A 21,967-nucleotide genomic window follows, 5' to 3' on the forward strand; every position below is an offset into this window, starting at 1 on the left:
CACCACAGCGACCCGCCCAGTTCATCTTCCGTTCACCCAGGTTGCCTACGGTCCACGAGCCACTGACGTCGAACGATTGCCTGGGTAAATGGAACACATCACGCTGCTGCTTGCGATTGTGGTCGTAACAGCTCTCGTGTTCGATTTCACGAACGGTTTCCACGACACCGCCAACGCGATGGCGACCACCATCTCGACCGGCGCGATGAAGCCCAAGACAGCGGTGGCCATGTCCGCCGTTCTCAACCTGATCGGCGCGTTCCTGTCGGTGGAGGTCGCCAAGACGATCTCCGGCGGGATCGTCAACGAAGACGGCATCAGAACCGAGGTCATCTTCGCGGCGCTCGTCGGCGCCATCCTGTGGAATCTCTTCACCTGGCTGCTGGGGCTGCCCTCCAGCTCCTCCCACGCCCTGTTCGGCGGTCTGATCGGCGCCGCCGTGATGTCGGCCGGCTGGTCCTCGATCAACGGCGGCACCGTCGTCACCAAGGTGCTGCTGCCCGCGATCGCCGCCCCGCTGGTCGCCGGTATCGCCGCGATGCTGGCCACCCGGCTGACGTACCGGATCAACCGGAACGTCACCGACCCGAACCAGCAGAAGTCGACCGCCAAGGGCTACCGGGCCGGGCAGATCGCCTCCGCCGGTCTCGTCTCGCTCGCCCACGGCACCAACGACGCCCAGAAGACGATGGGCATCATCACCCTGGCCCTGGTCACCAGCGGTGTCCTGGCCCCGGGCTCCAACCCGCCCATGTGGGTCATCGTCTCGGCCGGTGTCGCCATCGCGCTCGGCACCTACCTCGGCGGCTGGCGCATCATCCGCACCATGGGCAAGGGCCTGACCGACCTCCAGCCGCCGCAGGGCTTCGCCGCCCAGACCAGCGCGGCCACGGTCATCCTGGCCTCCTCGCACCTCGGCTTCTCGCTCTCCACCACCCAGTCCTGCTCCGGTGCCGTGATGGGCGCGGGCCTCGGCCGCAAGGGCGGTGTGGTCCGCTGGTCCACGGCCACCCGGATGTTCGTCGCCTGGGGTCTGACGCTCCCGGCCGCGGCCCTGGTCGGCGCGGGTGCCGAGTTCCTCACCAAGCAGGGTCCGTGGGGCATCGCCGCCACCGCGGTCATCCTCGTCGGCGGCTCCTTCGCCATCTGGCTGGCCTCGCGCCGCGAGCCGGTCGACCACACCAACGTCAACGACACGGACGGCACGGCCGACCACGGCACAGTCGCCGACGTCGAGCCCCAGGGCGTCGTGACCACGGCCATCGCCGCGGTCCAGCCGCCGCCCACCCTCGGCGCCCACCCCACCGACCTCTCGACCACCATCCCGGCTCCGACCGCGGCGCCCGACGACACGGCGCGGCCCTCGGCCACGGTGTAAGGACAGATCCGTATGAAAATCGACTGGGCAGCTCTCGCCTCCGTCTTCGGTGTCAGTCTCGTGGTCACCGTCGTCCTGGTCGCCCTCTTCACCGTGGGCATCGTCGCTCTCTCCAAGCTGTCGGCCCCGGCCGGCGGCGCCGGAGCCTCCGGCGGTTCGGCCGTACTGGCGCGCACCAGCGCGTACGCCTGCTTCGCGGCGTGCGTGGCGGCGGTCGCGTACGGCATCTATCTGATCGTCGCCTGACGCGCCCCACCGCACCCCCTCCGCACTCCTTCGGGCCGGACACACCACCGTGTGTCCGGCCCGATGTGCGTCTGCGCACACTGGAGCTCCGCAGGTCAACAGCAAGTTGACGGCCGTTCTCGCAGCGTGGTGGACTGCCGGAGCCATTTACGGCGACAGAAGAGGAAGCCGGTGCGAATCCGGCGCGGTCCCGCCACTGTCACCGGGGAGCACTCCCCCACACCGGATGTCACGGCCCCCACCACGCGGGCTGGAAGGCCGGGGGAACTGCGGATCCGGAAGCCAGGAGACTCTCGTCGCCGGTCACGTCGAACCAGGGCGCGGACCCTGAGTTAAGGACTTAACGCCATGCCTGGCCGCCGAGCGCCGCATCCCGTGCCCCTTCACGCCGGAACGTCCCGACCCGCGACGGCCTGACCCCGTGCGTGTCGATGTGCGCGCCGGGGTGCGTGCCGGTGCCGATGTGCGTGCCCGTGGCCAGGTGCGTGCCGGTCGCGTCTTCGCGTACGGCGCCACCGCCGGGCTGATCGCCGACGCTCTGCTGGGCGACCCGCGCCGAGGGCACCCCGTCGCCGGTTTCGGCCGGGCCGCCGCCCGGGTGGAGTCCCTGCTGTGGCGCGACGACCGGGGGCGGGGCGCGCTGCACACCCTGATCTGCGCCGGAGGCGCCGTGGGGGCCGCCGCACTCGCCGCCCGTGCCGTACGGGACCGTCCCGCGCTCGCCGTCGCGCTGACCGCCGCCACCACCTGGTCGGTCGTCGGCGGTACGTCGCTGGGCCGGGAGGCCCGTGCCATCGGGGGCGCGCTGGCCGCCGGGGACCTGGAGGTGGCCCGGGAGCGGCTGCCGCACCTGTGCGGGCGCGATCCGCACTCCCTGGACGGGCCGCAGATCGCCCGCGCGGTCGTCGAGTCGGTCGCGGAGAACACCTCGGACGCCGTCGTCGGCGCGCTGGTGTGGGGGGCGATCGGCGGGGTGCCGGGGCTCGTCGGGTTCCGGGCCGTGAACACGCTCGACGCGATGGTCGGCCACAAGTCGCCCCGCCACCGGCGTTACGGCTGGGCCTCGGCCCGGCTGGACGATGTGGTGGGGTGGCCGGGCGCCCGGCTGACGGCGGCGCTGGCCGTGGCGGCGGGCGGGCGGCCGACGGAGGCCGTACGCGCCTGGAGGGCGGATGCGGGGCGCCACCCGAGCCCGAACGCGGGACCGGTGGAGGCCGCGTTCGCGGGGGCGCTCGGCGTACGGCTCGGCGGGACGCTGGCGTACGCGGGGCGCGTGGAGCACCGGCCGGTCCTGAACGGGGCGTCCGGCCGGGACGTGCGGAGTGCGGACATCGAACGCGCGGTGCGGCTGTCGCGCCGGGTGGGCGCACTGGCCCTCGGGGTGTGCGTGGCGGGCAGGCTGGCCGTGGAACGGAAGCGGGGCAGGGTATGAGCGGCGGGCTGCTGGTCGCGGGGACGACCTCGGACGCGGGCAAGAGCGTCGTCACAGCGGGCATCTGCCGCTGGCTGGTGCGCCGGGGCGTGAAAGTCGCGCCGTTCAAGGCGCAGAACATGTCCCTCAACTCCTTCGTCACCCGCGAGGGCGCGGAGATCGGGCGCGCCCAGGCCATGCAGGCGCAGGCCGCCCGGGTGGAGCCGACGGCCCTGATGAACCCGGTACTGCTCAAGCCCGGCAGCGACCGCTCCAGCCAGGTCGTCCTGATGGGCAAGCCGGTGGGAGAGATGAGCGCCCGGGGCTACCACGGGGGCCGTCAGGAGGCGCTGCTCGGGACGGTCGTGGACTGTCTGGAGCAGTTGCGGTCGACGTACGACGCGGTGATCTGCGAAGGGGCCGGGTCACCGGCCGAGATCAACCTGCGCCGCACCGACATCGTGAACATGGGGATCGCGCGGGCGGCCCGCTTCCCCGTACTCGTGGTCGGCGACATCGACCGGGGCGGGGTCTTCGCCTCGTTCTTCGGGACGACGGCGCTGCTGAGCGCCGAGGACCAGTCGCTGGTGGCGGGCTACCTGGTGAACAAGTTCCGGGGTGACGTCTCGCTGCTGGAACCGGGGCTCGACATGCTGTACGGGCTGACCGGGCGGCGGACGTACGGGGTCCTCCCGTACGCCCACGGGCTCGGCATCGACGAGGAGGACGGCCTGCGGGTGTCCCTGCGGGGTGCGGTGCGTGAGTCGGTCGTGGCGCCGCCCCACGGGGAGGACGTGCTGCGGGTCGCGGTCTGCGCGGTGCCGTTGATGTCCAACTTCACGGATGTGGACGCGCTGGCCGCCGAACCGGGCGTCGTCGTGCGGTTCGTGGACCGGGCGGACGAACTGGCCGACGCGGACCTCGTCATCGTGCCCGGGACGCGCGGCACGGTGAAGGCGCTGGCCTGGCTGCGCGAGCGGGGGCTGGCGGACGCGCTGGTCCGGCGGGCGGCGGAGGGGCGGCCGGTGCTGGGGATCTGCGGCGGGTTCCAGGTGCTCGGTGAGCGCATCGAGGACGAGGTGGAGTCGCGGGCGGGGGTCGTGGACGGGCTGGGGGTCCTTCCCGTACGGATTCGCTTCGACCGGGCCAAGACGCTGGCGCGGCCGGTGGGTTCGGCGCTGGGTGAGGCGGTGGAGGGGTACGAGATCCACCACGGGGTGGCCGATGTACGGGGCGGGGAGCCGTTCCTCGACGGGTGCCGGGTGGGGGCGGTGTGGGGGACGCACTGGCACGGGTCGCTGGAGAGCGACGCGTTCCGGCGGCGGTTCCTGGTGGAGGTGGCCCGGGCCTCGGGGCGGCGGTTCGTTCCCGCGCCGGACACGCGGTTCGGGGTGCTGCGGGAGGAGCAGCTGGACCGGCTGGGGGATCTGGTGGAGGAGCACGCGGATACGGAGGCGTTGTGGCGGTTGATCGAGGGCGGGGCACCGCCCGGGTTGCCGTTCGTGCCGCCGGGGGCCCCGCCGTTGGATGCGGGTGCGGCGGAGAGCCGGGGTGCTGCCCCGGACCCCGCTCCTCAATCGCCGGAGGGGCTTGGTTTCGCTCGCCCGGAGGCGCTGGGAGAAGCCCGCAAGTCCCACGGGCTTGAAAGCTCTGAAGGGCCCGGGGAAGCCCGGAACGCAGTGACGGATGTTCACGTCAACGAGGAGGCCAAGTGAGTACGCCGTATCCCTTCACCGCGATCGTCGGACAGGACGACCTGCGGCTCGGGCTGTTGCTGAACGCGGTCAGTCCGGCCGTCGGCGGGGTGCTCGTGCGGGGCGAGAAGGGGACCGCCAAGTCCACCGCCGTACGGGCGCTCGCCGCGCTGATGCCCGAGGTCTCCGTCGTACCCGGGTGCCGGTTCTCCTGTGACCCCGGCTCCCCCGATCCGGCGTGTCCCGACGGGCCGCACGCGGAGGCGGCCGGTGTGTCGCGGGCCGCGCGGACCGTGGAGCTGCCGGTCGGCGCGTCCGAGGACCGGCTCGTGGGGGCGCTGGACATCGAGCGGGCGCTCTCGGAGGGCGTGAAGGCGTTCGAGCCGGGGCTGCTGGCCGACGCGCATCGCGGGATCCTGTACGTCGACGAGGTCAACCTGCTCCACGACCACCTGGTGGACCTGCTGCTGGACGCGGCCGCCATGGGTGCCTCGTACGTCGAGCGCGAAGGTGTCTCCGTACGGCATGCGGCACGGTTCCTGCTGGTCGGGACGATGAACCCGGAAGAGGGCGAGCTGCGGCCGCAGTTGCTGGACCGGTTCGGGCTCACCGTCGAGGTGGCCGCCTCCCGGGACACCGACGAGCGGGTGGAGGTCGTACGGCGACGGCTCGCGTACGACGACGACCCGGAGGGGTTCGCCGCGCGCTGGGCCGGGGAGGAGAGCGCCCTGAGGGAGCGCATCGCCGCCGCGCGCGCCCTGCTGCCCCGGGTGGTGCTCGGTGACGGCGTGTTGCGCCAGATCGCCGCGACCTGCGCCGCGTTCGAGGTCGACGGGATGCGGGCCGACATCGTGATGGCCCGTACCGCGACCGCGCTGGCCGCCTGGGCCGGGCGCGAGGAGGTCACCGCCGACGACGTACGGCAGGCCGCTCTCCTCGCGCTCCCCCACCGGAGGCGCCGCAACCCGTTCGACGCGCCGGGGCTGGACGAGGACAAGCTCGACCAGACCCTGGACGAGGCGGGCCCGCAGGACGACAACGACGACGATCCCGACCCCGGGCCCGATGGTGGCGGCGACGGAGGCGGTGGCGGTGGTGTGCCGCCCCAGGCCGATGGGGACCGCACTCCGCCGCCTGCCTCGGAGAGTGACGACACGCCGTCCCCGGCCCCCGAGGGCACCCCCGACGCGCCCGGACGGTCCTCCTCCGGGGCCGAGCAGCAGCCCGTGGCGGCCGCCGAGCCGTTCCGTACGAAGATGCTCAGCGTGCCGGGGCTCGGGGAAGGCGCTGCCGGGCGGCGCTCCCGGGCCCGCACCGAGCACGGGCGCACGACCGGCGCGCGTCGGCCCCAGGGGTCGCTGACCAAGCTCCACCTCGCCGCCACCGTGCAGGCCGCCGCCCCCCACCAGCGGGCGCGCGGGCGCACCGGGCGCGGGCTCGTGGTGCGCCGGGACGATCTGCGGCAGGCGACCCGGGAGGGGCGGGAGGGCAACCTCGTGCTGTTCGTCGTGGACGCCTCCGGATCGATGGCGGCCCGGCAGCGGATGAGCGCGGTCAAGGGGGCCGTGCTGTCGCTGCTGCTGGATGCCTACCAGCGGCGGGACAAGGTCGGTCTGGTCACCTTCCGGGGCAAGGACGCCGAGGTGGCGCTGCCGCCGACCTCGTCCGTGGACGCGGCCGCCGCCCGTCTGGAGTCGCTGCCGACCGGCGGACGCACTCCGCTGGCCGCCGGGCTGCTCAAGGCCCATGACGTGCTGCGGGTGGAGCGGCTGCGCGATCCGTCGCGGCGGCCGCTGCTCGTCGTCGTCACGGACGGCCGGGCGACCGGCGGTCCGGAGCCGGTGGCGCTCGCCGGGCGGGCGGCACGGCTGCACCGGGCCGAGGGGACGGCCTCGGTCGTCGTGGACTGCGAGTCGGGGTACGTACGCCTCGGACTCGCCGGGGAGTTGGCCCGGGAACTGGGAGGCACCGCCGTCACGCTCGACGAGCTGCGGGCCGACTCGATCGCCGGGCTCGTCAAGGACGTCACCGCAGCCGGGAGGGCCGCTTAATGCCGCAGGGACAGCCGACATCGGTGCCGGACGACGGGCTCACCACCCGTCAGCGGCGCAACCGCCCGCTCCTGTTCGTCCACACGGGCATCGGGAAGGGCAAGTCGACAGCAGCGTTCGGGCTCGCGCTGCGGGCCTGGAACCAGGGGTGGCCGATCGGGGTGTTCCAGTTCGTGAAGTCGGCGAAGTGGAAGGTCGGCGAGGAGAACGCGCTGAAGGTGCTGGGCGCGAGCGGCGAGGGCGGCACGGTCGACTGGCACAAGATGGGCGAGGGCTGGTCCTGGGTCCAGCGCGACGGCCAGGTCGACAACGAGGAGAAGGCGCGCGAGGGCTGGGAGCAGGTCAAGCGCGACCTGGCGGCGGAGACGTACAAGCTGTATGTGCTCGACGAGTTCGCCTACCCGCTGCACTGGGGCTGGATCGACACCGACGAGGTCGTCGAGGTGATGCGGAACCGGCCCGGCACCCAGCATGTGGTGATCACCGGCCGCAACGCGCCCGACAAGCTCATCGAGGCCGCCGACCTGGTGACCGACATGTCGAAGGTCAAGCACCCGATGGACGCGGGGCAGAAGGGCCAGAGGGGCATCGAGTGGTGAGTATGCCCCGTCTGGTCATCGCCGCTCCGGCCTCCAACAGCGGCAAGACCACCGTCGCCACCGGTCTGATGGCCGCCTTCACCGCGCGCGGGCTCGCCGTCTCGCCGCACAAGGTGGGACCGGACTACATCGATCCGGGCTACCACTCGCTGGCGACGGGCCGCCCCGGCCGCAATCTCGACGCGTACATGTGCGGGCCGGAGCTGGTCGCCCCGCTGTTCGCGCACGGGTCGGCGGGGTGCGATCTCGCCGTGGTCGAGGGCGTGATGGGGCTGTACGACGGTGCCTCGGGGCAGGGCGAGCTGGCGTCGACCGCGCAGGTGGCGAAGCTGCTCAGGGCGCCCGTGGTGCTGGTGGTGGACGCCTCCTCGCAGTCGCGGTCGGTGGCGGCCCTGGTGCACGGGTTCGCCTCCTGGGACCCGGAGGTGCGGATCGGCGGGGTGATCCTGAACAAGGTGGCCTCCGACCGGCACGAGGCGCTGTTGCGGGACGCGCTGGACGAGTCCGGCTTGCCGGTGCTGGGCGTGATCCGGCGGGCCCCGCAGGTCGCGACGCCCTCACGCCACCTGGGGCTGGTGCCGGTGGCCGAGCGGCAGGGCGATGCGGTGGACGCCGTACGGGCCATGGGTGAGCGGGTGCGCGCCGGGTGCGACCTGGACGCGCTGATGGCGCTGGCGCGGACGGCGCCCGCGCTGCCGGACGAGCCGTGGGAGCCCGCGTACGCCCCCGAAGCTTCCGTGCGGGGACCCCGCCCCGTGGTCGCCGTGGCGGGCGGGGCGGCGTTCACCTTCGCGTACGCGGAACACGCCGAACTGCTGACGGCGGCCGGTGCGGAGGTCGTGGGCTTCGACCCGCTGCGGGACGAGAAGCTGCCGGTGGGTACGGCGGGGCTCGTGATCGGCGGCGGGTTCCCGGAGATGTACGCCCCCGAGCTGTCGGCCAACGAGCCGTTGCGGCGGGCGGTCACGGAGCTGGCCCTGAGCGGCGCCCCGGTGGCGGCCGAGTGCGCGGGGCTGCTGTATCTGGCGCGGGAGCTGGACGGGAAGCCGATGTGCGGGGTGCTGGACGCCGAGGCCCGGATGTCGGAGCGGCTCACGCTCGGCTACCGGCAGGCGGTGGCGGTCTCGGACAGTGCGCTGGCGGTCGCGGGGACACGGATGCGGGGGCACGAGTTCCACCGGACAGTGCTGGAGCCGGGCGCGGGGGCGGTGCCCGCCTGGGGGATGCACCAGCCGGAGCGGCGGGTCGAGGGGTACGTCCAGCGGGGCGTGCATGCCAGCTATCTGCACACCCACTGGGCGGCCTCCCCGGAGGTGGCCCACCGGTTCGTGGAGCACTGCCGGGCGCGGTGAGGCGTACCAGGTCAACTGCCGGGCGCGGTGAGGCGTACGAGAGCGCACGGGGCGTACAAAGGCGTACGCGCGGCTCACTCCGCGATGCCGACCACCAGCCAGATGAAGCCCACGCCCCCGATGGTGCAGAGAAGGGTGGAGCGGGCGGGATGGGTGTGGTGTGCCTCGGGAAGAATCTCGGCAGCGGCCAGGTAGAGCAGGGCTCCGCCGAAGAATCCGAGATAGCCGCCGAGCAGTTCCTCCGGAAGGGTGAACAGCAACGTCGTCGCGGCGCCCACGACCGGTGCCACGGCAGCCGCGAACAGCATCAGGAGCGCCTTGCGGCGGGCGTTCCCGTAAAGACTGGTGAGGGTGTACGTGTTGAATCCGTCGGCGAAGTCATGACTGATCACGGCCAGGGCGACGGCCAGGCCCATGGCTCCGCTGACCTGGAAGGCGGCGCCCAGCGCGATGCCGTCCATCAGGCTGTGGCCGACCATCGCGGCCGCCGCCGTCAGCCCCACCTGCGGTACACGCTCACCGCTGGCCCCGTGTGCCACTTGGCGTACCGCGAGCAGCCCCTCGACCAGATGGGCCACCAGGAAGCCGCCGACGAAGAGCAGCAGGGCGGCGGGAACCCCGAACACCGGGGTGCCCGCCGCCTCCATCGCCTCCGGCAGGAGGTCCAGGCCGACCACCCCGAGCATCAGCCCGCCCGCGAAGCCGAGCACCAGATGGCGGCGGTCGGTGACGCGTTGCGCGACCCAGCCGCCGGCCAGAGTCATCAGGAACGCGCCGAGCGCGACGAACACCGCCATGGGGTCTTGCTAGTCGATCGACCCCTCCGACCGCATCTCAGGGTGTCCTTACCGGGGCCACCCGCAGCCGCCCGTACGCCGAGGTCCGTGAGCCGTACGGCCGCCGGGTCCGTGACCGTATACGGAACAGCTCCACCCCCCACCGCTTGATGTGAAAGGCAGGCTCCGCCATGACGAGAATCCCGCCCTCAGGAATCCGCCCATGACCGGAGCCGCCGCCGGCCCCGCCCCCCTCGCCCCCGGGCCCGGCGCACGGAACCTGGTCGTCGGGGTCGGCGCCCGGAGCGGGGCGCCGCTCGACGAGGTGTTCGGCCTGATCGAGGAGACCCTGCGCGGGGCGGGGCTGCGGACCGCCGATGTCGTGGAGGTGGCGACCGTCGACGCGAAGGCGGACGAGCCCGGGATCGTGGGGGCCGCCGCCCGGCTCGGGGTGCCGGTGCGCACGCATCCGGCGGCGGCGCTGGCCGGGGTGCGCGTACCGAACCCTTCGGGTGCGGTCACCGCTTCGGTGGGTACGCCGTCGGTCGCGGAGGCGGCGGCGCTGATCGACGCGGACGAGCTGGTGGTGCCGAAGTCCGTGGCCCGGGGCCGGGCGGCGGTCGCGACCTGTGCGGTGGCCCGCCGGTTTCCGGCCGTCCTCGCGCCATTCCCTGTTTCCGGCGAGAAAACTTCCACCCCACTCGTGACGGAAGGCCCCCGCCCGTTCACCATGGCAGCCATGAATCCCCCCACGCATCCCCCCACGCGGGACATCGAGAGCGCCGGGCCCGACCTGCGCCACCACGGCGACGCGGAGGTGCGCGGCGAGAATCTGACCGATCTCGCCGTGAACGTCCGCACCCACACCCCACCGGAGTGGCTGCGTCAGCGGATAGCCGCGTCGCTGGTCTCGCTGGCCGCCTATCCCGACGGCGCCCCGGCCCGCGCGGCCGTCGCCGAGCGGCACGGACTGCCGGTGGAGCGCGTCCTGTTGACGGCGGGTGCCGCCGAGGCGTTCGTCCTGATCGCGCGGGCGCTCCCGGCCCGGTGTCCGGTGGTCGTGCATCCGCAGTTCACCGAGCCGGAGGCAGCGCTGCGGGCGGCCGGGCACGGGGTCGGGCGGGTGCTGCTGCGGGCGGAGGACGGCTTCCGGCTCGATCCGGCGGCGGTGCCGGATGAGGCGGACCTGGTGGTGGTCGGCAACCCGACCAACCCGACGTCCGTGCTGCACCCGGCGGCCCTGCTGGAGCGGCTGGCCAGACCGGGGCGGACGCTGGTGGTCGACGAGGCGTTCATGGACGTCGTGCCGGGCGAGCGCGAGGCGCTGTGCGGCCGTACGGACATCCCGGGCCTGGTCGTGCTGCGCAGCCTCACCAAGACGTGGGGGCTGGCCGGGCTGCGGATCGGTTACGTGCTGGCCGCCCCGGAGACGATCGCCCTGCTCGCCGACGCGCAGCCGCTGTGGCCGGTGTCGTCCCCGGCGCTGGCGGCGGCCCAGGCGTGCATGGAGCCGAGGGCGCTGGTGGAGGCGGCCGAGGCGGCGGACCGGATCACGGTGGACCGGGCCCATCTGCTGGCCGGGCTCGCGGAGTTCAGCGAGGTACGGGTGGTGGAGGAGGCGCGGGGGCCGTTCGTCCTGGTCCGGCTGGAGCGGGCGGCGGAGATCCGGGAGCGGCTGCGGCTGCTGGGCTTCGCGGCCCGGCGCGGGGACACGTTCCCGGGGCTGGGGCCGCAGTGGCTGCGGCTCGCCGTACGCGACCGGGCGACGACGAACCGCTTCCTCCAGGCCCTGGACCAGGCGATACAGGCGCTGCCCGCGCGAACGGGGCGCTGAGGGGGGCGGGCCCTCGGGGGCGGCGTTCCGTCGTACGAACGCCGCCCCCTCAGGTCCGGTGCGTGGGCCCGGATCGGCTCCGGGCCGCCCAGGTCCCGTGCTGGGCCCGGATCAGCTCTGGTTGCTGCCGCGCCTGCGGGCGACCACCGTGGCGCCCGCGCCGACCGCGAGCAGCAGGGCCGCGCCGCCCGCGAGGTACGGGGTGGTGGAGGAGCCACCGGTCTCGGCGAGGTTGGCCGTGGTGGGGGCGGTACCGGCGTCGGAGCCGGTCTGCGGCTTCACATCGGCGCCACCGCTCTTGCCGTCGTCGCCGGTGTCACCGCCCTTGTCGTCGCCCTTGTCGTCGCCCTTGTCACCACCGGTGGAACCGCCGTCCGAACCGCCGGTGTCACCGCCGTCGGAACCATCGGTGTCACCGCCCGTGGCGCCCCCGTCCGCCGCACCGCCGTCGCTGCCACCCGGCTCCTCGGGCGTCTCGGGCGTCTCCGGCGTCTCCGGCGTCTTGGTCTTCGGCGTCTCGCAGGTCGCCCCCGCGAGGGTCACCTCGCCGTTCACCTCGGCCACGTTGAGGTTGAGCGGATTGACCGCGACCTTGAGCTGGAGCGCCGTGGCGGCGGCCGTACGGGAGGTGGTCTCGGTCTTCGACAGGTCGAGGGTCACCTCACCGACGCCCGGCACCGCGACCCGCGTCGGCCCGCCCGCGCTGAGCGTCACCTTCTTGCCGAGCACCTTGACGTGACCAAGCACGTTCGACTCGGCGACGGGCTCCTTGCCCACCTCGCAGAGCGCCTTGGAGGTCACCTTCTCGACCTCGACGAGCGAGAGGGCCGGCAGACCGGGCACATGGACCCGGGCCTTGGCCAGGTTGGTGTACCCCTTGGCCCGGTGCTCGTCGACCGTGGCCTCCGCGGTGGCCACGTCGGCGCGCAGGATACTGACCGGCTTTCCGCCCTCCACCCCGTCCACGTTCACGGTGAGCGCGGTCTTCTCGGCGCTGGCCGGGGCCTGCACCTCATTGAGCGTGACCTTCAGGGGCACCTGGACGGACTTGTTGAGGAGCGAGACGTCGAGCCCCGTACGGAGCACGACCGCGCTCGCCCTGCCCTCGCCGCCGGTCGCGGGCGTCGCCGGGGCTGCCTGCGCGGGGACGGCGGCAAACAGGGCGATCGGGGCGGCGGCGACCGCGAGGGCGGCGAGACGGAAGGTGTTGCTGTTCAAGATGGTGGAACCCCCACAAGAGACATGGAGCCACCGGCACAGCCCAATGGGGGACATCGCCTGTGCCGGTGGCCTCGACTCCGTGAATCTTTACGCACTGAGGGTGAACTGGCGGATACCTGACGTGAGTTCACCCCAAAGGGGGGTTTCCGTGCGCATATTCGAATCTTTCGGCACGCACGTTCCCTCCTGGCTCCCTCCGTCACCCGTTTCACACGGCGCGAACCGAACGGTGTGCGACCGCGCCGGAGCGTACGCCGAGGTACGCCGACGAGTTGAGCGCTACCAACGAGCCGGAGCCCGTATCCGTCACTGCCTGTCAACCCGGCACAACCTCAGCCGACGACCCGCCCGTTCAGCACGATGTGGCGCGGAGCGGCCAGCACCCGGACGTCCGCGCGCGGGTCCTCGTCGTACACGACCAGGTCCGCCGGAGCGCCCTCATCGAGCCCCGGCCGCCCCAGCCACCGCCTGGCCCCCCACGCGGTGGCGGAGAGGGCCTCCAGGGGCGGGATGCCCGCCTTCACCAGTTCGGCGACCTCGCCCGCGACCAGGCCGTGCGCCAGCGAGCCGCCCGCGTCGGTGCCGACGAAGACCGGGATCCCGGCGTCGTACGCGGCCCGGACGGTGTCGTAGCGGCGCTCGTACAGCTGCCGCATATGCGCCGACCAGCGCGGGAACTTGGCCTCGCCGCCCGCCGCGAGGTCGGGGAACGTGGCGATGTTGACCAGCGTCGGGACGATCGCCACCCCGCGCTCGGCGAAGAGCGGGATGGTCTCCTCGGTGAGGCCCGTGGCGTGCTCGATGCAGTCGATACCCGCCTCCACCAGATCGCGCAGCGCGGCCTCGGCGAAGCAGTGCGCGGTGACCCGGGCGCCCAGCCGGTGCGCCTCGGCGATGGCCGCCTCGACCTCGCCGCGCGGCCAGCAGGCGGTCAGGTCGCCCGCGTCCCGGTCGATCCAGTCCCCCACCAGCTTGACCCAGCCATCGCCGCGCCGGGCCTCCCGGGCGACGTACGCGACGAGGTCGCCGGGCTCGATCTCATGGGCGTAGTTACGGATGTAGCGGCGGGTCCTGGCGATGTGGCGGCCCGCCCGGATGATCTTCGGCAGGTCCTCGCGGTCATCGGTCCAGCGGGTGTCGGAGGGCGATCCGGCGTCCCGGATGAGCAGCGTCCCGGCGTCCCGGTCGGTGAGCGCCTGCTTCTCGGCGGTCGCCGCGTCGACCGGGCCGTGCCGGTCCAGGCCCACATGGCAGTGCGCGTCGACGAGGCCGGGCAGCGCCCACCCCGTGACGGTCTGCGCGCTCTCCGCGCCCGGTGGCCGCTCGTAGGTGATCCGCCCGCCGACGGCCCACAGTTCGTCGCGCACCTCGTCCGGGCCGACGAGGACCCGCCCCTTCACCCGCAGCACCGGCCGCCGCTCCTGATCACTCGTCCGGTCACTCACCGGACCACTCACCCGATCACTCATACGCGGCACTGTACGAGGCCGTCGGTAGGCTGCTGGAGCCTTTCGACCGCCGAACGACCGCCGAACGAATCCGAAGAGAGCCGCACCGTGACGCACCCCTTCCTCGATCTTCCCCCGCTGACCGCCGCGCACTTCGCGGACATCGAGCGGCGGGTGGCCGCCCTCCTCGCCACCGAGCAGGACGTCGTCATCACCCAGGGCGAGGCGCTGCTGCCCCTGGAGGGGTGCATCCGCGGCGGCGCCCGGCCCGGCTCGACCGCGCTGAACGTGGTCACCGGACCGTACGGGCAGACCTTCGGCAACTGGCTGCGGGACTGCGGCGCCGAGGTCCTCGACCTCACCGTGCCCTTCCACACCGCGGTGACCGCCGGCCAGGTCGCCGAGGCGCTCGCCGAGCACCCGGAGATCGACTTCGTCTCGCTGGTGCACGCGGAGGCGGCGACCGGCAACACCAACCCGGTCGCGGAGATCGGTGAGGTGGTCCGGGCGCACGGGGCGCTGTTCATGCTGGACGCGGTCGCCTCGGTGGCCGCCGAGCCGCTGCTGCCGGACGCCTGGGGCGTCGATCTGTGCGTGATCGGCGCGCAGAAGGCGATGGGCGGTCCGGCCGGGGTGTCGGCGGTGTCCGTGAGCGAGCGGGCCTGGGAGCGGATCGCCGCCAACCCGGCCGCGCCGCGCCGCTCGTACCTCTCGCTCCTGGACTGGAAGGAGCGCTGGATCGACGCGGGCCGCACGGCGCTGCCGCACGCCCCGGCCCAGTTGGAGATGCTGGGTCTTGAGGCGTGCCTGGAGCGGATCGAGGCGGACGGCCCGGAGACCGTGATGGCCCGCCACGCCTCGGCGGCCGCGGCGACCCGGGCGGGCGCGGTGGCGCTGGGCGGCGGTCTGGAGCCGTACGTCCACGAGGTGCGGGACGCCGCTCCGGTGGCCACCACGCTGCGCACCCCGGCGGGGACCGACGCCTCCGCGCTGGTCGCGCGGGCGCTGGAACTGGAGCCCACACTGCCGCTCGTCGCGGGCGGCGGGGCGCTCTCCAAGGAGATGATCCGGGTCAATCACTACGGGTCGGACGCGACGCGGAGCGCGGTGCTGTCCTCGCTCGCGGCTCTGGGGGCGGCGCTGGCCGACACGGGCCGGCGGGTCGACTTCGAGACTGCCCGTCGCGCGGTCGCGGAAACCTGGCCGGGCCTCTGATATTCATAATGCGGGGAGCCGCTTTAATGAAAGCAGCTCCCCGCATTCTTCTTCCCGCTATCTCGCCCCGTAAACGCAGAAGTTTTTTCGGGGCTCGAACTCCATGATTCGGACAGGTCTCACGAGAGTTACAACCCTGTGACCGACTCCACACGGGCGGCATTATGCCCGAAAAATTCGGCACAAAGGGCAGGAAATCGCACCCGAATCGGAGGGGATCTCGCGCACGCCTGATAACACATATCGGTACGCCACCCAACCCTTTGCCTCGATGCAATTTAGAAATTTGCTGGGTAAATTTCATTCACATGACCGCCGCACCAGCAGATTTTGCCCGTGCCCGAAGCGAATTCCTCAGTATCGACACGCCACGAGTGGAGGACGGAGCCGCGATCTGGCGCATCGCCCGCGACTCCGAGGTTCTGGACCTGAACTCCTCGTACAGCTACCTGCTGTGGTGTCGTGACTTCGCCGCGACGTCCGTCGTCGCCCGTGGCGAGGACGGCGAGCCGATCGCCTTCGTCACCGGCTACATCAGGCCCGACCGCCCCGAGAACCTGGTCGTCTGGCAGGTGGCCGTGGACCGGGCGCACCGTGGCAAGGGACTGGCCGGCACCCTGCTGGACGCACTGACCGCGCGCGTCGCCGCCGACCGGGGACTGTCCTGCGTCGAGACGACGATCACCCCGGACAACACCGCATCCGACCGGCTGTTCACGTCCTACGCCCAGCGGCACGACGTCCCGCTGGAGCAGGAGGTGCTCTTCGACGGCGAGCTGTTCCCCGAGGGGACGCATCTGCCGGAAGTCCTCTACCGGATCGGCCCGTTCGCCGCCTGACCGGACCGGCCCCCTGTACGGCCCGGCGTACCCGACCCGTACGCCCGGAACACCTCGTACGCCATGACCGCACCGGTACACCGCGACCGCACCCGGTACGCCACGACTCGCCCCGTACCCCACGACTTTTCCGCGCCGGCCGACCACCCGGCGCGGTCCCCGGCCGCCCCGGCGCGGCCGGGGCACCGACCACACCGCCCGTCACGCCCCCTCACGCAGGAGATCCGCTGTGACCATCACCCCGCCCGCACTGAGCGTCTTCGAGACCCTGGAGTCGGAGGTCCGTAGCTACTGCCGCGGCTGGCCCGCCGTGTTCGACCGCGCGCAGGGCGCCCGGCTCACCGACGAGGACGGCCACTCCTACCTGGACTTCTTCGCCGGGGCCGGTTCGCTCAACTACGGCCACAACAACCCCGTGCTGAAACGAGCGCTGATCGACTACATCGAGCGCGACGGCATCACCCACGGCCTGGACATGGCGACCACCGCCAAGCGCGCCTTCCTGGAGACGTTCCAGAACGTCGTCCTGCGCCCGCGCGATCTTCCTTACAAGGTGATGTTCCCCGGCCCGACGGGCACCAACGCCGTCGAGTCGGCGCTGAAGCTCGCCCGCAAGGTCAAGGGCCGCGAGTCCGTCGTCTCGTTCACCAACGCCTTCCACGGCATGTCGCTGGGTTCGCTCGCCGTCACCGGCAACGCGTTCAAGCGGGCTGGAGCGGGCATCCCGCTGGTGCACGGCACCCCGATGCCGTTCGACAACTACTTCGACGGTACGGTCCCCGACTTCCTCTGGTTCGAGCGGCTGCTGGAGGACCAGGGTTCCGGCCTGAACAAGCCCGCCGCCGTGATCGTGGAGACGGTCCAGGGCGAGGGCGGCATCAACGTGGCCCGCGCCGAGTGGCTGCGCGCGCTCCAGGAGCTGTGCCACCGCCAGGACATGCTGCTGATCGTCGACGACATCCAGATGGGCTGCGGCCGTACCGGCGGCTTCTTCTCCTTCGAGGAGGCCGGGATCGTCCCGGACATCGTCACGCTCTCCAAGTCCATCAGCGGCTACGGCCTGCCGATGTCGCTGTGTCTGTTCAAGCCGGAGCTGGACATCTGGGAGCCGGGCGAGCACAACGGCACCTTCCGCGGCAACAACCCGGCCTTCGTCACGGCGGCCGCCGCCCTGGACGCCTACTGGGCCGACGGCCAGATGGAGAAGCAGACCCTGGCCCGCGGCGAGCAGGTCGAGCAGGCGCTGCTGGCCATCTGCGCCGAGGAGCCGACCGCGCGGTTCCGCGGCCGGGGCCTGGTCTGGGGCATGGAGTTCGAGGACCCGACGCGCGCTTCGGCGGTCTGCGCCCGCGCCTTCGAGCTGGGTCTCCTGCTGGAGACCTCCGGCCCGCAGAGCGAGGTCGTCAAGCTGCTTCCGCCGCTGACCATCACCGTCGAGGAGCTGGACGAGGGCCTGCGCACGCTGGCCCGCTGCGTCCGCGAGACGGCTTGAAGGCTGACGGCTGACGGCTGACGGCTGACGGCCTGACGAGACGGCCTGCCCCGGCGCTCCCGGGGCAGGCGGAGAAGAGAAGCCCCGGGCCTCACAGGCCCGGGGCGGAGCACGAGAGAAAGGCACCGCTCACCGTGATCGTCCGATCGTTCAGTGACATCGAGAACACCGACCGGCATGTGAAGTCCGCGTCCGGCACCTGGGAGAGCAAGCGCATCGTGCTCGCCAAGGAGAAGGTGGGCTTCTCGCTCCACGAGACCGTGCTGTACGCAGGTACGGAGACCTCGATGTGGTACGCGAACCACATCGAGGCGGTCCTGTGCACCGAGGGCGAGGCCGAGCTCACCAACGACGAGACCGGCGAGACCCACTGGATCTCCCCGGGCACGATGTACCTGCTGGACGGGCATGAGCGGCACACCCTGCGGCCCAAGACCGACTTCCGCTGCGTGTGCGTCTTCAACCCTCCCGTCACCGGACGGGAGGACCATGACGAGAACGGTGTCTACCCACTGCTGACCGAGGAGGCCTGAACCACCATGACCACCGAAGTACGCGCCGATCTGTACCCCTCGCGCGGCGCCGCCGAGATGACCACTCCCCGCCAGGACCCGGTCATCTGGTCCGCGCCGGGCGCACCGGGCCCGATCGCCGCCAAGGATCTCCAGGGGTACGAGCAGGACGGCTTCCTCACCGTCGACCAGCTGATCACCCCGGACGAGGTCGCCGTCTACCGGACGGAGCTGGACCGGCTGGTCTCCGACCCGCTGATCCGGGCCGACGAGCGCTCCATCGTGGAGAAGCAGTCGCAGAACGTACGGTCCGTCTTCGAGGTCCACCGGATCAGCGAGGTCTTCGCCGGTCTGGTCCGCGACGAGCGGGTGGTGGGCCGGGCCCGCCAGATCCTCGGCTCGGACGTCTACGTCCACCAGTCCCGGATCAACGTGAAGCCGGGCTTCGGGGCCTCGGGCTTCTACTGGCACTCGGACTTCGAGACGTGGCACGCCGAGGACGGTCTGCCGAACATGCGGACCGTCTCCGTGTCGATCGCGCTGACCGAGAACCTCGACACCAACGGCGGGCTGATGATCATGCCCGGTTCGCACAAGTCGTTCCTCGGCTGTGCGGGCGAGACGCCGAAGGACAACTACAAGAAGTCGCTCCAGATGCAGGACGCCGGCACCCCGTCCGACGAGGCGCTGACGAAGATGGCCGACCGCCACGGCATCAGGCTCTTCACGGGCAAGGCCGGTTCGGCGACCTGGTTCGACTGCAACGCCATGCACGGCTCGGGCGACAACATCACCCCGTACGCGCGCTCCAACGTCTTCATCGTCTTCAACAGCGTGGAGAACGCGGCGCAGGAGCCCTTCGCGGCTCCGATCCGCCGCCCCGAGTTCATCGGGGCGCGGGACTTCACCCCGGTGAAGTAGCGGCACACGCAAGCACACAGGCATGGCGGGGCCCGGGACGGTACGCCGTCCCGGGCCCCGCCGCGTAACTCGCTGGACCCCGCCACCGGCCACCGGAGAGGGTGGCGGCCATGACTTCCCACGTACGGCACATCACCGTCGACTGCGCCGACGCCTACGCGCTCGGCAGCTTCTGGTCCCGGGTGCTCGGCGCCCCGCTCTCCGACGAGGACCTCCCCGGCGATCCGGAAGCCCTGCTCGAAACCCCCGGCGCGGCGATCCTCTTCGTCCAGGGGCCCGACGCGAAGACCGTCAAGAACCGGGTCCACCTGGACATCCAGCCGCAGGACCGCACCCGGGACGAGGAGGTCGAGCGGCTGCTCGCGCTCGGCGCCACCCTGGTGGGCGACCACCGCAGACCGAACGGGCGGGGGTGGGCGACCCTGGCGGACCCCGAGGGCAACGAGTTCTGTGTGGAGTGCTCGGCCGCCGAGCGGGCCGCGCTGACCGGGACCCGGCTGCCGGTCACCGCCGACGACGTGACCACCGCCGTCCGGCTCGCGGTGGACGTGCTGGCCGGGGCCCCGGCGGACCGCTGGGACTCCCCCGCCGGGAGCCTCACCTGGACCTGCTGGGAGACGGCGGAGCACCTGAGCGACGACCTCTTCGCGTACGCCGTCCAGTTGGGCCCGCGTACGCCCCCGCTCGACGGTGAGGTGCCCTACCGGTGGGCGCCCGAGCGGCAGGGCGGGCCGTACAACGCCGTCTTCGCGGACCGGGAGGCCGGGCCCGCCGGGCTGCTGGCCACCCTGGAGGCGAGCGGGGCGCTGCTGGCCTCGATGGTGCGGACGACCCCGCCCGAGGTGCGCTCGTACCACGGGTTCGGGATCTCCGACCCGGAGGGCTTCGCCGCGATGGGGGTGGTGGAGACCCTGGTGCACACCCATGACCTCGCCGAGGGCCTCGGGCTCACCTGGGAGCCGCCCGCCGCGCTCTGCGACCGGGTGCTGGCCCGGCTCTTCCCCGACGCCCCGGCGGGCGGCGGCCGGTGGACCGTCCTGCTCTGGGCCACCGGCCGCACCGCACTGCCGGACCACCCGCGCCGCACGTCGTGGCGGTGGAACGGGGAGCCTCCGGCGGACCGTCAGACGGCGTCCAGCGCCGGGTAGTCGGTGTAGCCCTTGGCGTCGCCGCCGAAGAAGGTCGACGGGTCGGGGGTGTTGAAGGGGCCTCCGGCCTTGAGCCGGGCGGGCAGGTCCGGGTTGGCGAGGAAGAGGGCGCCGTACGAGATCAGGTCGGCGATCCCGTCGTCGATCACGGTGTGGGCGTCCGGCCCGGTCGGGCCGTCGGAGTGCACGTTGATGAGGACGGTGCCGGTGAACGCCTTGCGCAGGGCGAGGGTCAGCTCACGGATCGGGGCGTTCTCCAGGATGTGCAGGTAGGCGAGGCCGAGCGGTTCGATCTCCTGGACCAGCGCGGTGTAGACGGCGTCCGGGGCGGGCTCGTCGATGTCGTTGTACGGGTTGGCGGGCGAGATCCGCAGCCCGGTCCGGGCCGCGCCGATCTCGGCCGCGACCGCCTTGACGACCTCCACGGCGAACCGGATGCGGCCGGTCTCCGAGCCGCCCCAGGCGTCGGTGCGGAGGTTGGTGTTGGGCGCGAGGAACTGGTGGATGAGGTAGCCGTTGGCGCCGTGCAGCTCCACACCGTCGAACCCGGCCTCGATGGCGTTGCGGGAGGCGGAGACGAAGTCGGCGACGGTCTGCCGGATCTCGGCGTCGGTCAGCTCGTGCGGCTCGACGAAGTCCTTGGGGCCCTCGGCGGTGTAGAGCTGGCCCGCCGCCCTGACCGGGGAGGCGCTGACCGGGACCAGGCCGTCGGGGAGCAGGACCGGGTGGCCGATGCGGCCGGAGTGCATGATCTGGGCGAAGATCCGGCCGCCCTCGGCGTGCACCGCGTCGGTGACCTTGCGCCAGGAGGCGACCTGCTCGGCGCTGTGCAGCCCGGGTGTGAAGGGGTAGCCCTGGCCCACGACGGAGGGCTGGATGCCCTCGGTGATGACGAGGCCGGCCGAGGCGCGCTGGGCGTAGTAGGCGGCGGTGAGCTCGGTGGCCGTACCGCCCTCGCCCGCCCGGCTTCGGGTCATCGGGGCCATCACGATGCGGTTGGCCAGCGGGGTGCCGGACAGGTCGATCGGGTCGAAAGCGGTGGTCATCGGGGTCTCCAGAGAAGTGTGCGGCAAGGAGTACGTGGTCGGCCAAGGAATTATGTGGTCGGCCAACCATCGGCGCTGACGCCACTGTAGCTCATTAATTGGCCGACCAAGGTAAAGTGGGGAGAAGGATTGCCGGGCATCATCGAAGCCCCACCGGAGCAGCACCGAGGAGCCCCGACATGAACACCGCCACCGCCGGCACCACGGAAGCCGCCTGTACCGACGCGCTGCCGGAAGCCGGGCGTACCGACGCGCTGCCGGAAGCCGCCTGTACCGACGCGCTGCCGGAGGCCGGGTGTACCGACGCGCTGCCCGGAGCAGCGCTCAGCGGGCCCGTGAGCCATGCCGTCTCCCGTGTCGCCCGGCTGCACCGGATCGCGGCGGGGAAGCTGCTGAAGGGGCTCGGGCTCTACCCGGGCCAGGAGCTCCTGATGATGCACCTGTGGGACGCGGGCCCGGTCCGCCAGGCCGAGCTGATCAAGACCCTGGACCTGGACCCCTCCACGATCACCAAGATGCTCCAGCGCCTCGAACAGACCGGGCACGTGCGCCGCCGCCCCGATCCGGACGACCGGCGGGCCGTCCTGGTCGAGGCGACGGACGAGAGCTGCGCGCTGCACACGGCGGTGCGGGACGCCTGGGGCAGCCTGGAGGAGCACACGCTCGCGGGCCTGGAGACCGACGAACGCACCGAGCTGACCCGGCTGCTGGCAAAGGTGGAGGCGAACCTCTGCCAGGAGACGGCGGGGTGCCCGGAGCGGGGGTGAGGGACGGGGCCGACGAG

At 72.3% G+C, this 21,967-nt stretch carries 19 protein-coding genes and 1 riboswitch; of the genes, 15 read left to right on the forward strand and 4 right to left on the reverse strand.

Features of this window, described 5'->3' with window-relative positions; all coding sequences use genetic code 11:
• Positions 1 to 88 precede the first annotated feature (88 nt).
• The 7 genes from ACFW9Z_RS32130 to ACFW9Z_RS32160 all read left to right on the forward strand — a co-directional run bounded on the left by ACFW9Z_RS32130 (position 89) and on the right by ACFW9Z_RS32160 (position 8,731).
• Entirely contained in the window at positions 89 to 1,378 is a 1,290-nt protein-coding gene (locus ACFW9Z_RS32130) for an anion permease (protein WP_384646345.1), read from the forward strand.
• Between the two features lie 12 nt (positions 1,379 to 1,390).
• Entirely contained in the window at positions 1,391 to 1,624 is a 234-nt protein-coding gene (locus ACFW9Z_RS32135) for a hypothetical protein (protein WP_384646347.1), read from the forward strand.
• A gap of 159 nt (positions 1,625 to 1,783) precedes the next feature.
• A riboswitch (cobalamin riboswitch) is annotated at positions 1,784 to 1,917 on the forward strand.
• Positions 1,918 to 2,105: 188 nt separating this feature from the next.
• A complete protein-coding gene (locus tag ACFW9Z_RS32140; protein ID WP_384646414.1) occupies positions 2,106 to 3,056 on the forward strand; it encodes a cobalamin biosynthesis protein in 951 nt (316 codons plus the stop codon).
• Positions 3,053 to 4,750, forward strand: coding sequence for a cobyric acid synthase (locus tag ACFW9Z_RS32145; RefSeq protein ID WP_384646349.1), 1,698 nt, complete (start codon positions 3,053 to 3,055; stop codon positions 4,748 to 4,750). Before ACFW9Z_RS32140 ends, ACFW9Z_RS32145 begins: the two co-directional genes overlap by 4 nt.
• Entirely contained in the window at positions 4,747 to 6,780 is a 2,034-nt protein-coding gene (locus ACFW9Z_RS32150) for a putative cobaltochelatase (protein ID WP_384646351.1), read from the forward strand. The genes ACFW9Z_RS32145 and ACFW9Z_RS32150 overlap by 4 nt, the downstream gene beginning before the upstream one ends.
• A complete protein-coding gene (cobO, locus tag ACFW9Z_RS32155) occupies positions 6,780 to 7,379 on the forward strand; it encodes a cob(I)yrinic acid a,c-diamide adenosyltransferase (RefSeq protein WP_065480493.1) in 600 nt (199 codons plus the stop codon). Before ACFW9Z_RS32150 ends, cobO begins: the two co-directional genes overlap by 1 nt.
• The gene (locus ACFW9Z_RS32160) at positions 7,373 to 8,731 is read left to right on the forward strand and encodes a cobyrinate a,c-diamide synthase (RefSeq protein WP_384646353.1); all 1,359 of its coding nucleotides are present in this window, start codon (positions 7,373 to 7,375) and stop codon (positions 8,729 to 8,731) included. Before cobO ends, ACFW9Z_RS32160 begins: the two co-directional genes overlap by 7 nt.
• 74 nt (positions 8,732 to 8,805) lie before the next feature.
• Here the strand turns inward: ACFW9Z_RS32160 and ACFW9Z_RS32165 are convergent, their stop codons facing one another.
• Positions 8,806 to 9,528 (reverse strand): ZIP family metal transporter, encoded by a 723-nt coding sequence (locus ACFW9Z_RS32165; protein WP_384646355.1) that lies wholly within the window; start codon positions 9,526 to 9,528, stop codon positions 8,806 to 8,808.
• A 202-nt stretch (positions 9,529 to 9,730) separates the two neighbouring features.
• Here ACFW9Z_RS32165 and cobC point away from each other — a divergent pair, with 202 nt between their 5' ends.
• The gene (gene cobC / locus ACFW9Z_RS32170; RefSeq protein ID WP_384646357.1) at positions 9,731 to 11,341 is read left to right on the forward strand and encodes an Rv2231c family pyridoxal phosphate-dependent protein CobC; all 1,611 of its coding nucleotides are present in this window, start codon (positions 9,731 to 9,733) and stop codon (positions 11,339 to 11,341) included.
• Between the two features lie 111 nt (positions 11,342 to 11,452).
• Here cobC and ACFW9Z_RS32175 read toward each other — a convergent pair whose 3' ends face one another.
• Positions 11,453 to 12,559 (reverse strand): SCO1860 family LAETG-anchored protein, encoded by a 1,107-nt coding sequence (locus ACFW9Z_RS32175; protein WP_384646359.1) that lies wholly within the window; start codon positions 12,557 to 12,559, stop codon positions 11,453 to 11,455.
• 335 nt (positions 12,560 to 12,894) lie between these two features.
• Positions 12,895 to 14,031 carry an amidohydrolase family protein gene (locus ACFW9Z_RS32180; RefSeq protein WP_384646361.1) on the reverse strand — a complete coding sequence of 379 codons (1,137 nt, stop codon included), beginning with the start codon at positions 14,029 to 14,031 and terminating at the stop codon, positions 12,895 to 12,897.
• An 87-nt stretch (positions 14,032 to 14,118) separates the two neighbouring features.
• On the opposite strand from ACFW9Z_RS32180, the gene ACFW9Z_RS32185 reads away from it, so the two are divergent.
• The 6 genes from ACFW9Z_RS32185 (at position 14,119) to ACFW9Z_RS32210 (ending at position 20,137) form a co-directional block, all read left to right on the forward strand.
• A complete protein-coding gene (locus ACFW9Z_RS32185; protein ID WP_384646363.1) occupies positions 14,119 to 15,225 on the forward strand; it encodes a pyridoxal-phosphate-dependent aminotransferase family protein in 1,107 nt (368 codons plus the stop codon).
• A gap of 308 nt (positions 15,226 to 15,533) precedes the next feature.
• Positions 15,534 to 16,064 carry a diaminobutyrate acetyltransferase gene (ectA, locus tag ACFW9Z_RS32190; protein ID WP_384646365.1) on the forward strand — a complete coding sequence of 177 codons (531 nt, stop codon included), beginning with the start codon at positions 15,534 to 15,536 and terminating at the stop codon, positions 16,062 to 16,064.
• A gap of 229 nt (positions 16,065 to 16,293) precedes the next feature.
• A complete protein-coding gene (gene ectB, locus ACFW9Z_RS32195; RefSeq protein ID WP_384646367.1) occupies positions 16,294 to 17,556 on the forward strand; it encodes a diaminobutyrate--2-oxoglutarate transaminase in 1,263 nt (420 codons plus the stop codon).
• 134 nt (positions 17,557 to 17,690) lie between these two features.
• Positions 17,691 to 18,089 carry an ectoine synthase gene (locus ACFW9Z_RS32200; protein ID WP_015607780.1) on the forward strand — a complete coding sequence of 133 codons (399 nt, stop codon included), beginning with the start codon at positions 17,691 to 17,693 and terminating at the stop codon, positions 18,087 to 18,089.
• A 6-nt stretch (positions 18,090 to 18,095) separates the two neighbouring features.
• Positions 18,096 to 18,989, forward strand: a complete 894-nt coding sequence (thpD, locus tag ACFW9Z_RS32205; protein WP_384646370.1) for an ectoine hydroxylase — start codon at positions 18,096 to 18,098, stop codon at positions 18,987 to 18,989.
• A gap of 110 nt (positions 18,990 to 19,099) precedes the next feature.
• On the forward strand, positions 19,100 to 20,137 hold the full coding sequence (locus ACFW9Z_RS32210; RefSeq protein ID WP_384646372.1) for a VOC family protein: 1,038 nt from the start codon (positions 19,100 to 19,102) through the stop codon (positions 20,135 to 20,137).
• Here the strand turns inward: ACFW9Z_RS32210 and ACFW9Z_RS32215 are convergent.
• Complete coding sequence (locus ACFW9Z_RS32215) at positions 20,113 to 21,183, reverse strand: alkene reductase (protein WP_384646375.1); 1,071 nt, start codon at positions 21,181 to 21,183, stop codon at positions 20,113 to 20,115. The two genes, ACFW9Z_RS32210 and ACFW9Z_RS32215, sit on opposite strands and share 25 nt — an antisense overlap.
• Positions 21,184 to 21,362: 179 nt before the next feature.
• Here ACFW9Z_RS32215 and ACFW9Z_RS32220 point away from each other — a divergent pair, with 179 nt between their 5' ends.
• Positions 21,363 to 21,950, forward strand: a complete 588-nt coding sequence (locus tag ACFW9Z_RS32220; RefSeq protein WP_384646377.1) for a MarR family winged helix-turn-helix transcriptional regulator — start codon at positions 21,363 to 21,365, stop codon at positions 21,948 to 21,950.
• The last annotated feature ends 17 nt before the right edge of the window (positions 21,951 to 21,967 follow it).

It is taken from the genome of Streptomyces sp. NPDC059452 (assembly GCF_042750035.1).
Taxonomy (GTDB): Bacteria; Actinomycetota; Actinomycetes; order Streptomycetales; family Streptomycetaceae; genus Streptomyces.

Excerpts from the sequence above, each read along its gene's own strand:
- ACFW9Z_RS32165 (WP_384646355.1), bottom strand. The coding sequence starts at position 9,528 with ATGGCGGTGTTCGTCGCGCTCGGCGCGTTCCTGATGACTCTGGCCGGC.
- ACFW9Z_RS32220 (WP_384646377.1), top strand. The coding sequence starts at position 21,363 with ATGAACACCGCCACCGCCGGCACCACGGAAGCCGCCTGTACCGACGCG.
- ACFW9Z_RS32180 (WP_384646361.1), bottom strand. The coding sequence starts at position 14,031 with ATGAGTGATCGGGTGAGTGGTCCGGTGAGTGACCGGACGAGTGATCAG.
- ACFW9Z_RS32215 (WP_384646375.1), bottom strand. The coding sequence starts at position 21,183 with ATGACCACCGCTTTCGACCCGATCGACCTGTCCGGCACCCCGCTGGCC.
- ACFW9Z_RS32145 (WP_384646349.1), top strand. The coding sequence starts at position 3,053 with ATGAGCGGCGGGCTGCTGGTCGCGGGGACGACCTCGGACGCGGGCAAG.
- cobC (WP_384646357.1), top strand. The coding sequence starts at position 9,731 with ATGACCGGAGCCGCCGCCGGCCCCGCCCCCCTCGCCCCCGGGCCCGGC.
- thpD (WP_384646370.1), top strand. The coding sequence starts at position 18,096 with ATGACCACCGAAGTACGCGCCGATCTGTACCCCTCGCGCGGCGCCGCC.
- ACFW9Z_RS32135 (WP_384646347.1), top strand. The coding sequence starts at position 1,391 with ATGAAAATCGACTGGGCAGCTCTCGCCTCCGTCTTCGGTGTCAGTCTC.
- ACFW9Z_RS32130 (WP_384646345.1), top strand. The coding sequence starts at position 89 with ATGGAACACATCACGCTGCTGCTTGCGATTGTGGTCGTAACAGCTCTC.
- ectA (WP_384646365.1), top strand. The coding sequence starts at position 15,534 with ATGACCGCCGCACCAGCAGATTTTGCCCGTGCCCGAAGCGAATTCCTC.
- cobO (WP_065480493.1), top strand. The coding sequence starts at position 6,780 with ATGCCGCAGGGACAGCCGACATCGGTGCCGGACGACGGGCTCACCACC.
- ACFW9Z_RS32210 (WP_384646372.1), top strand. The coding sequence starts at position 19,100 with ATGACTTCCCACGTACGGCACATCACCGTCGACTGCGCCGACGCCTAC.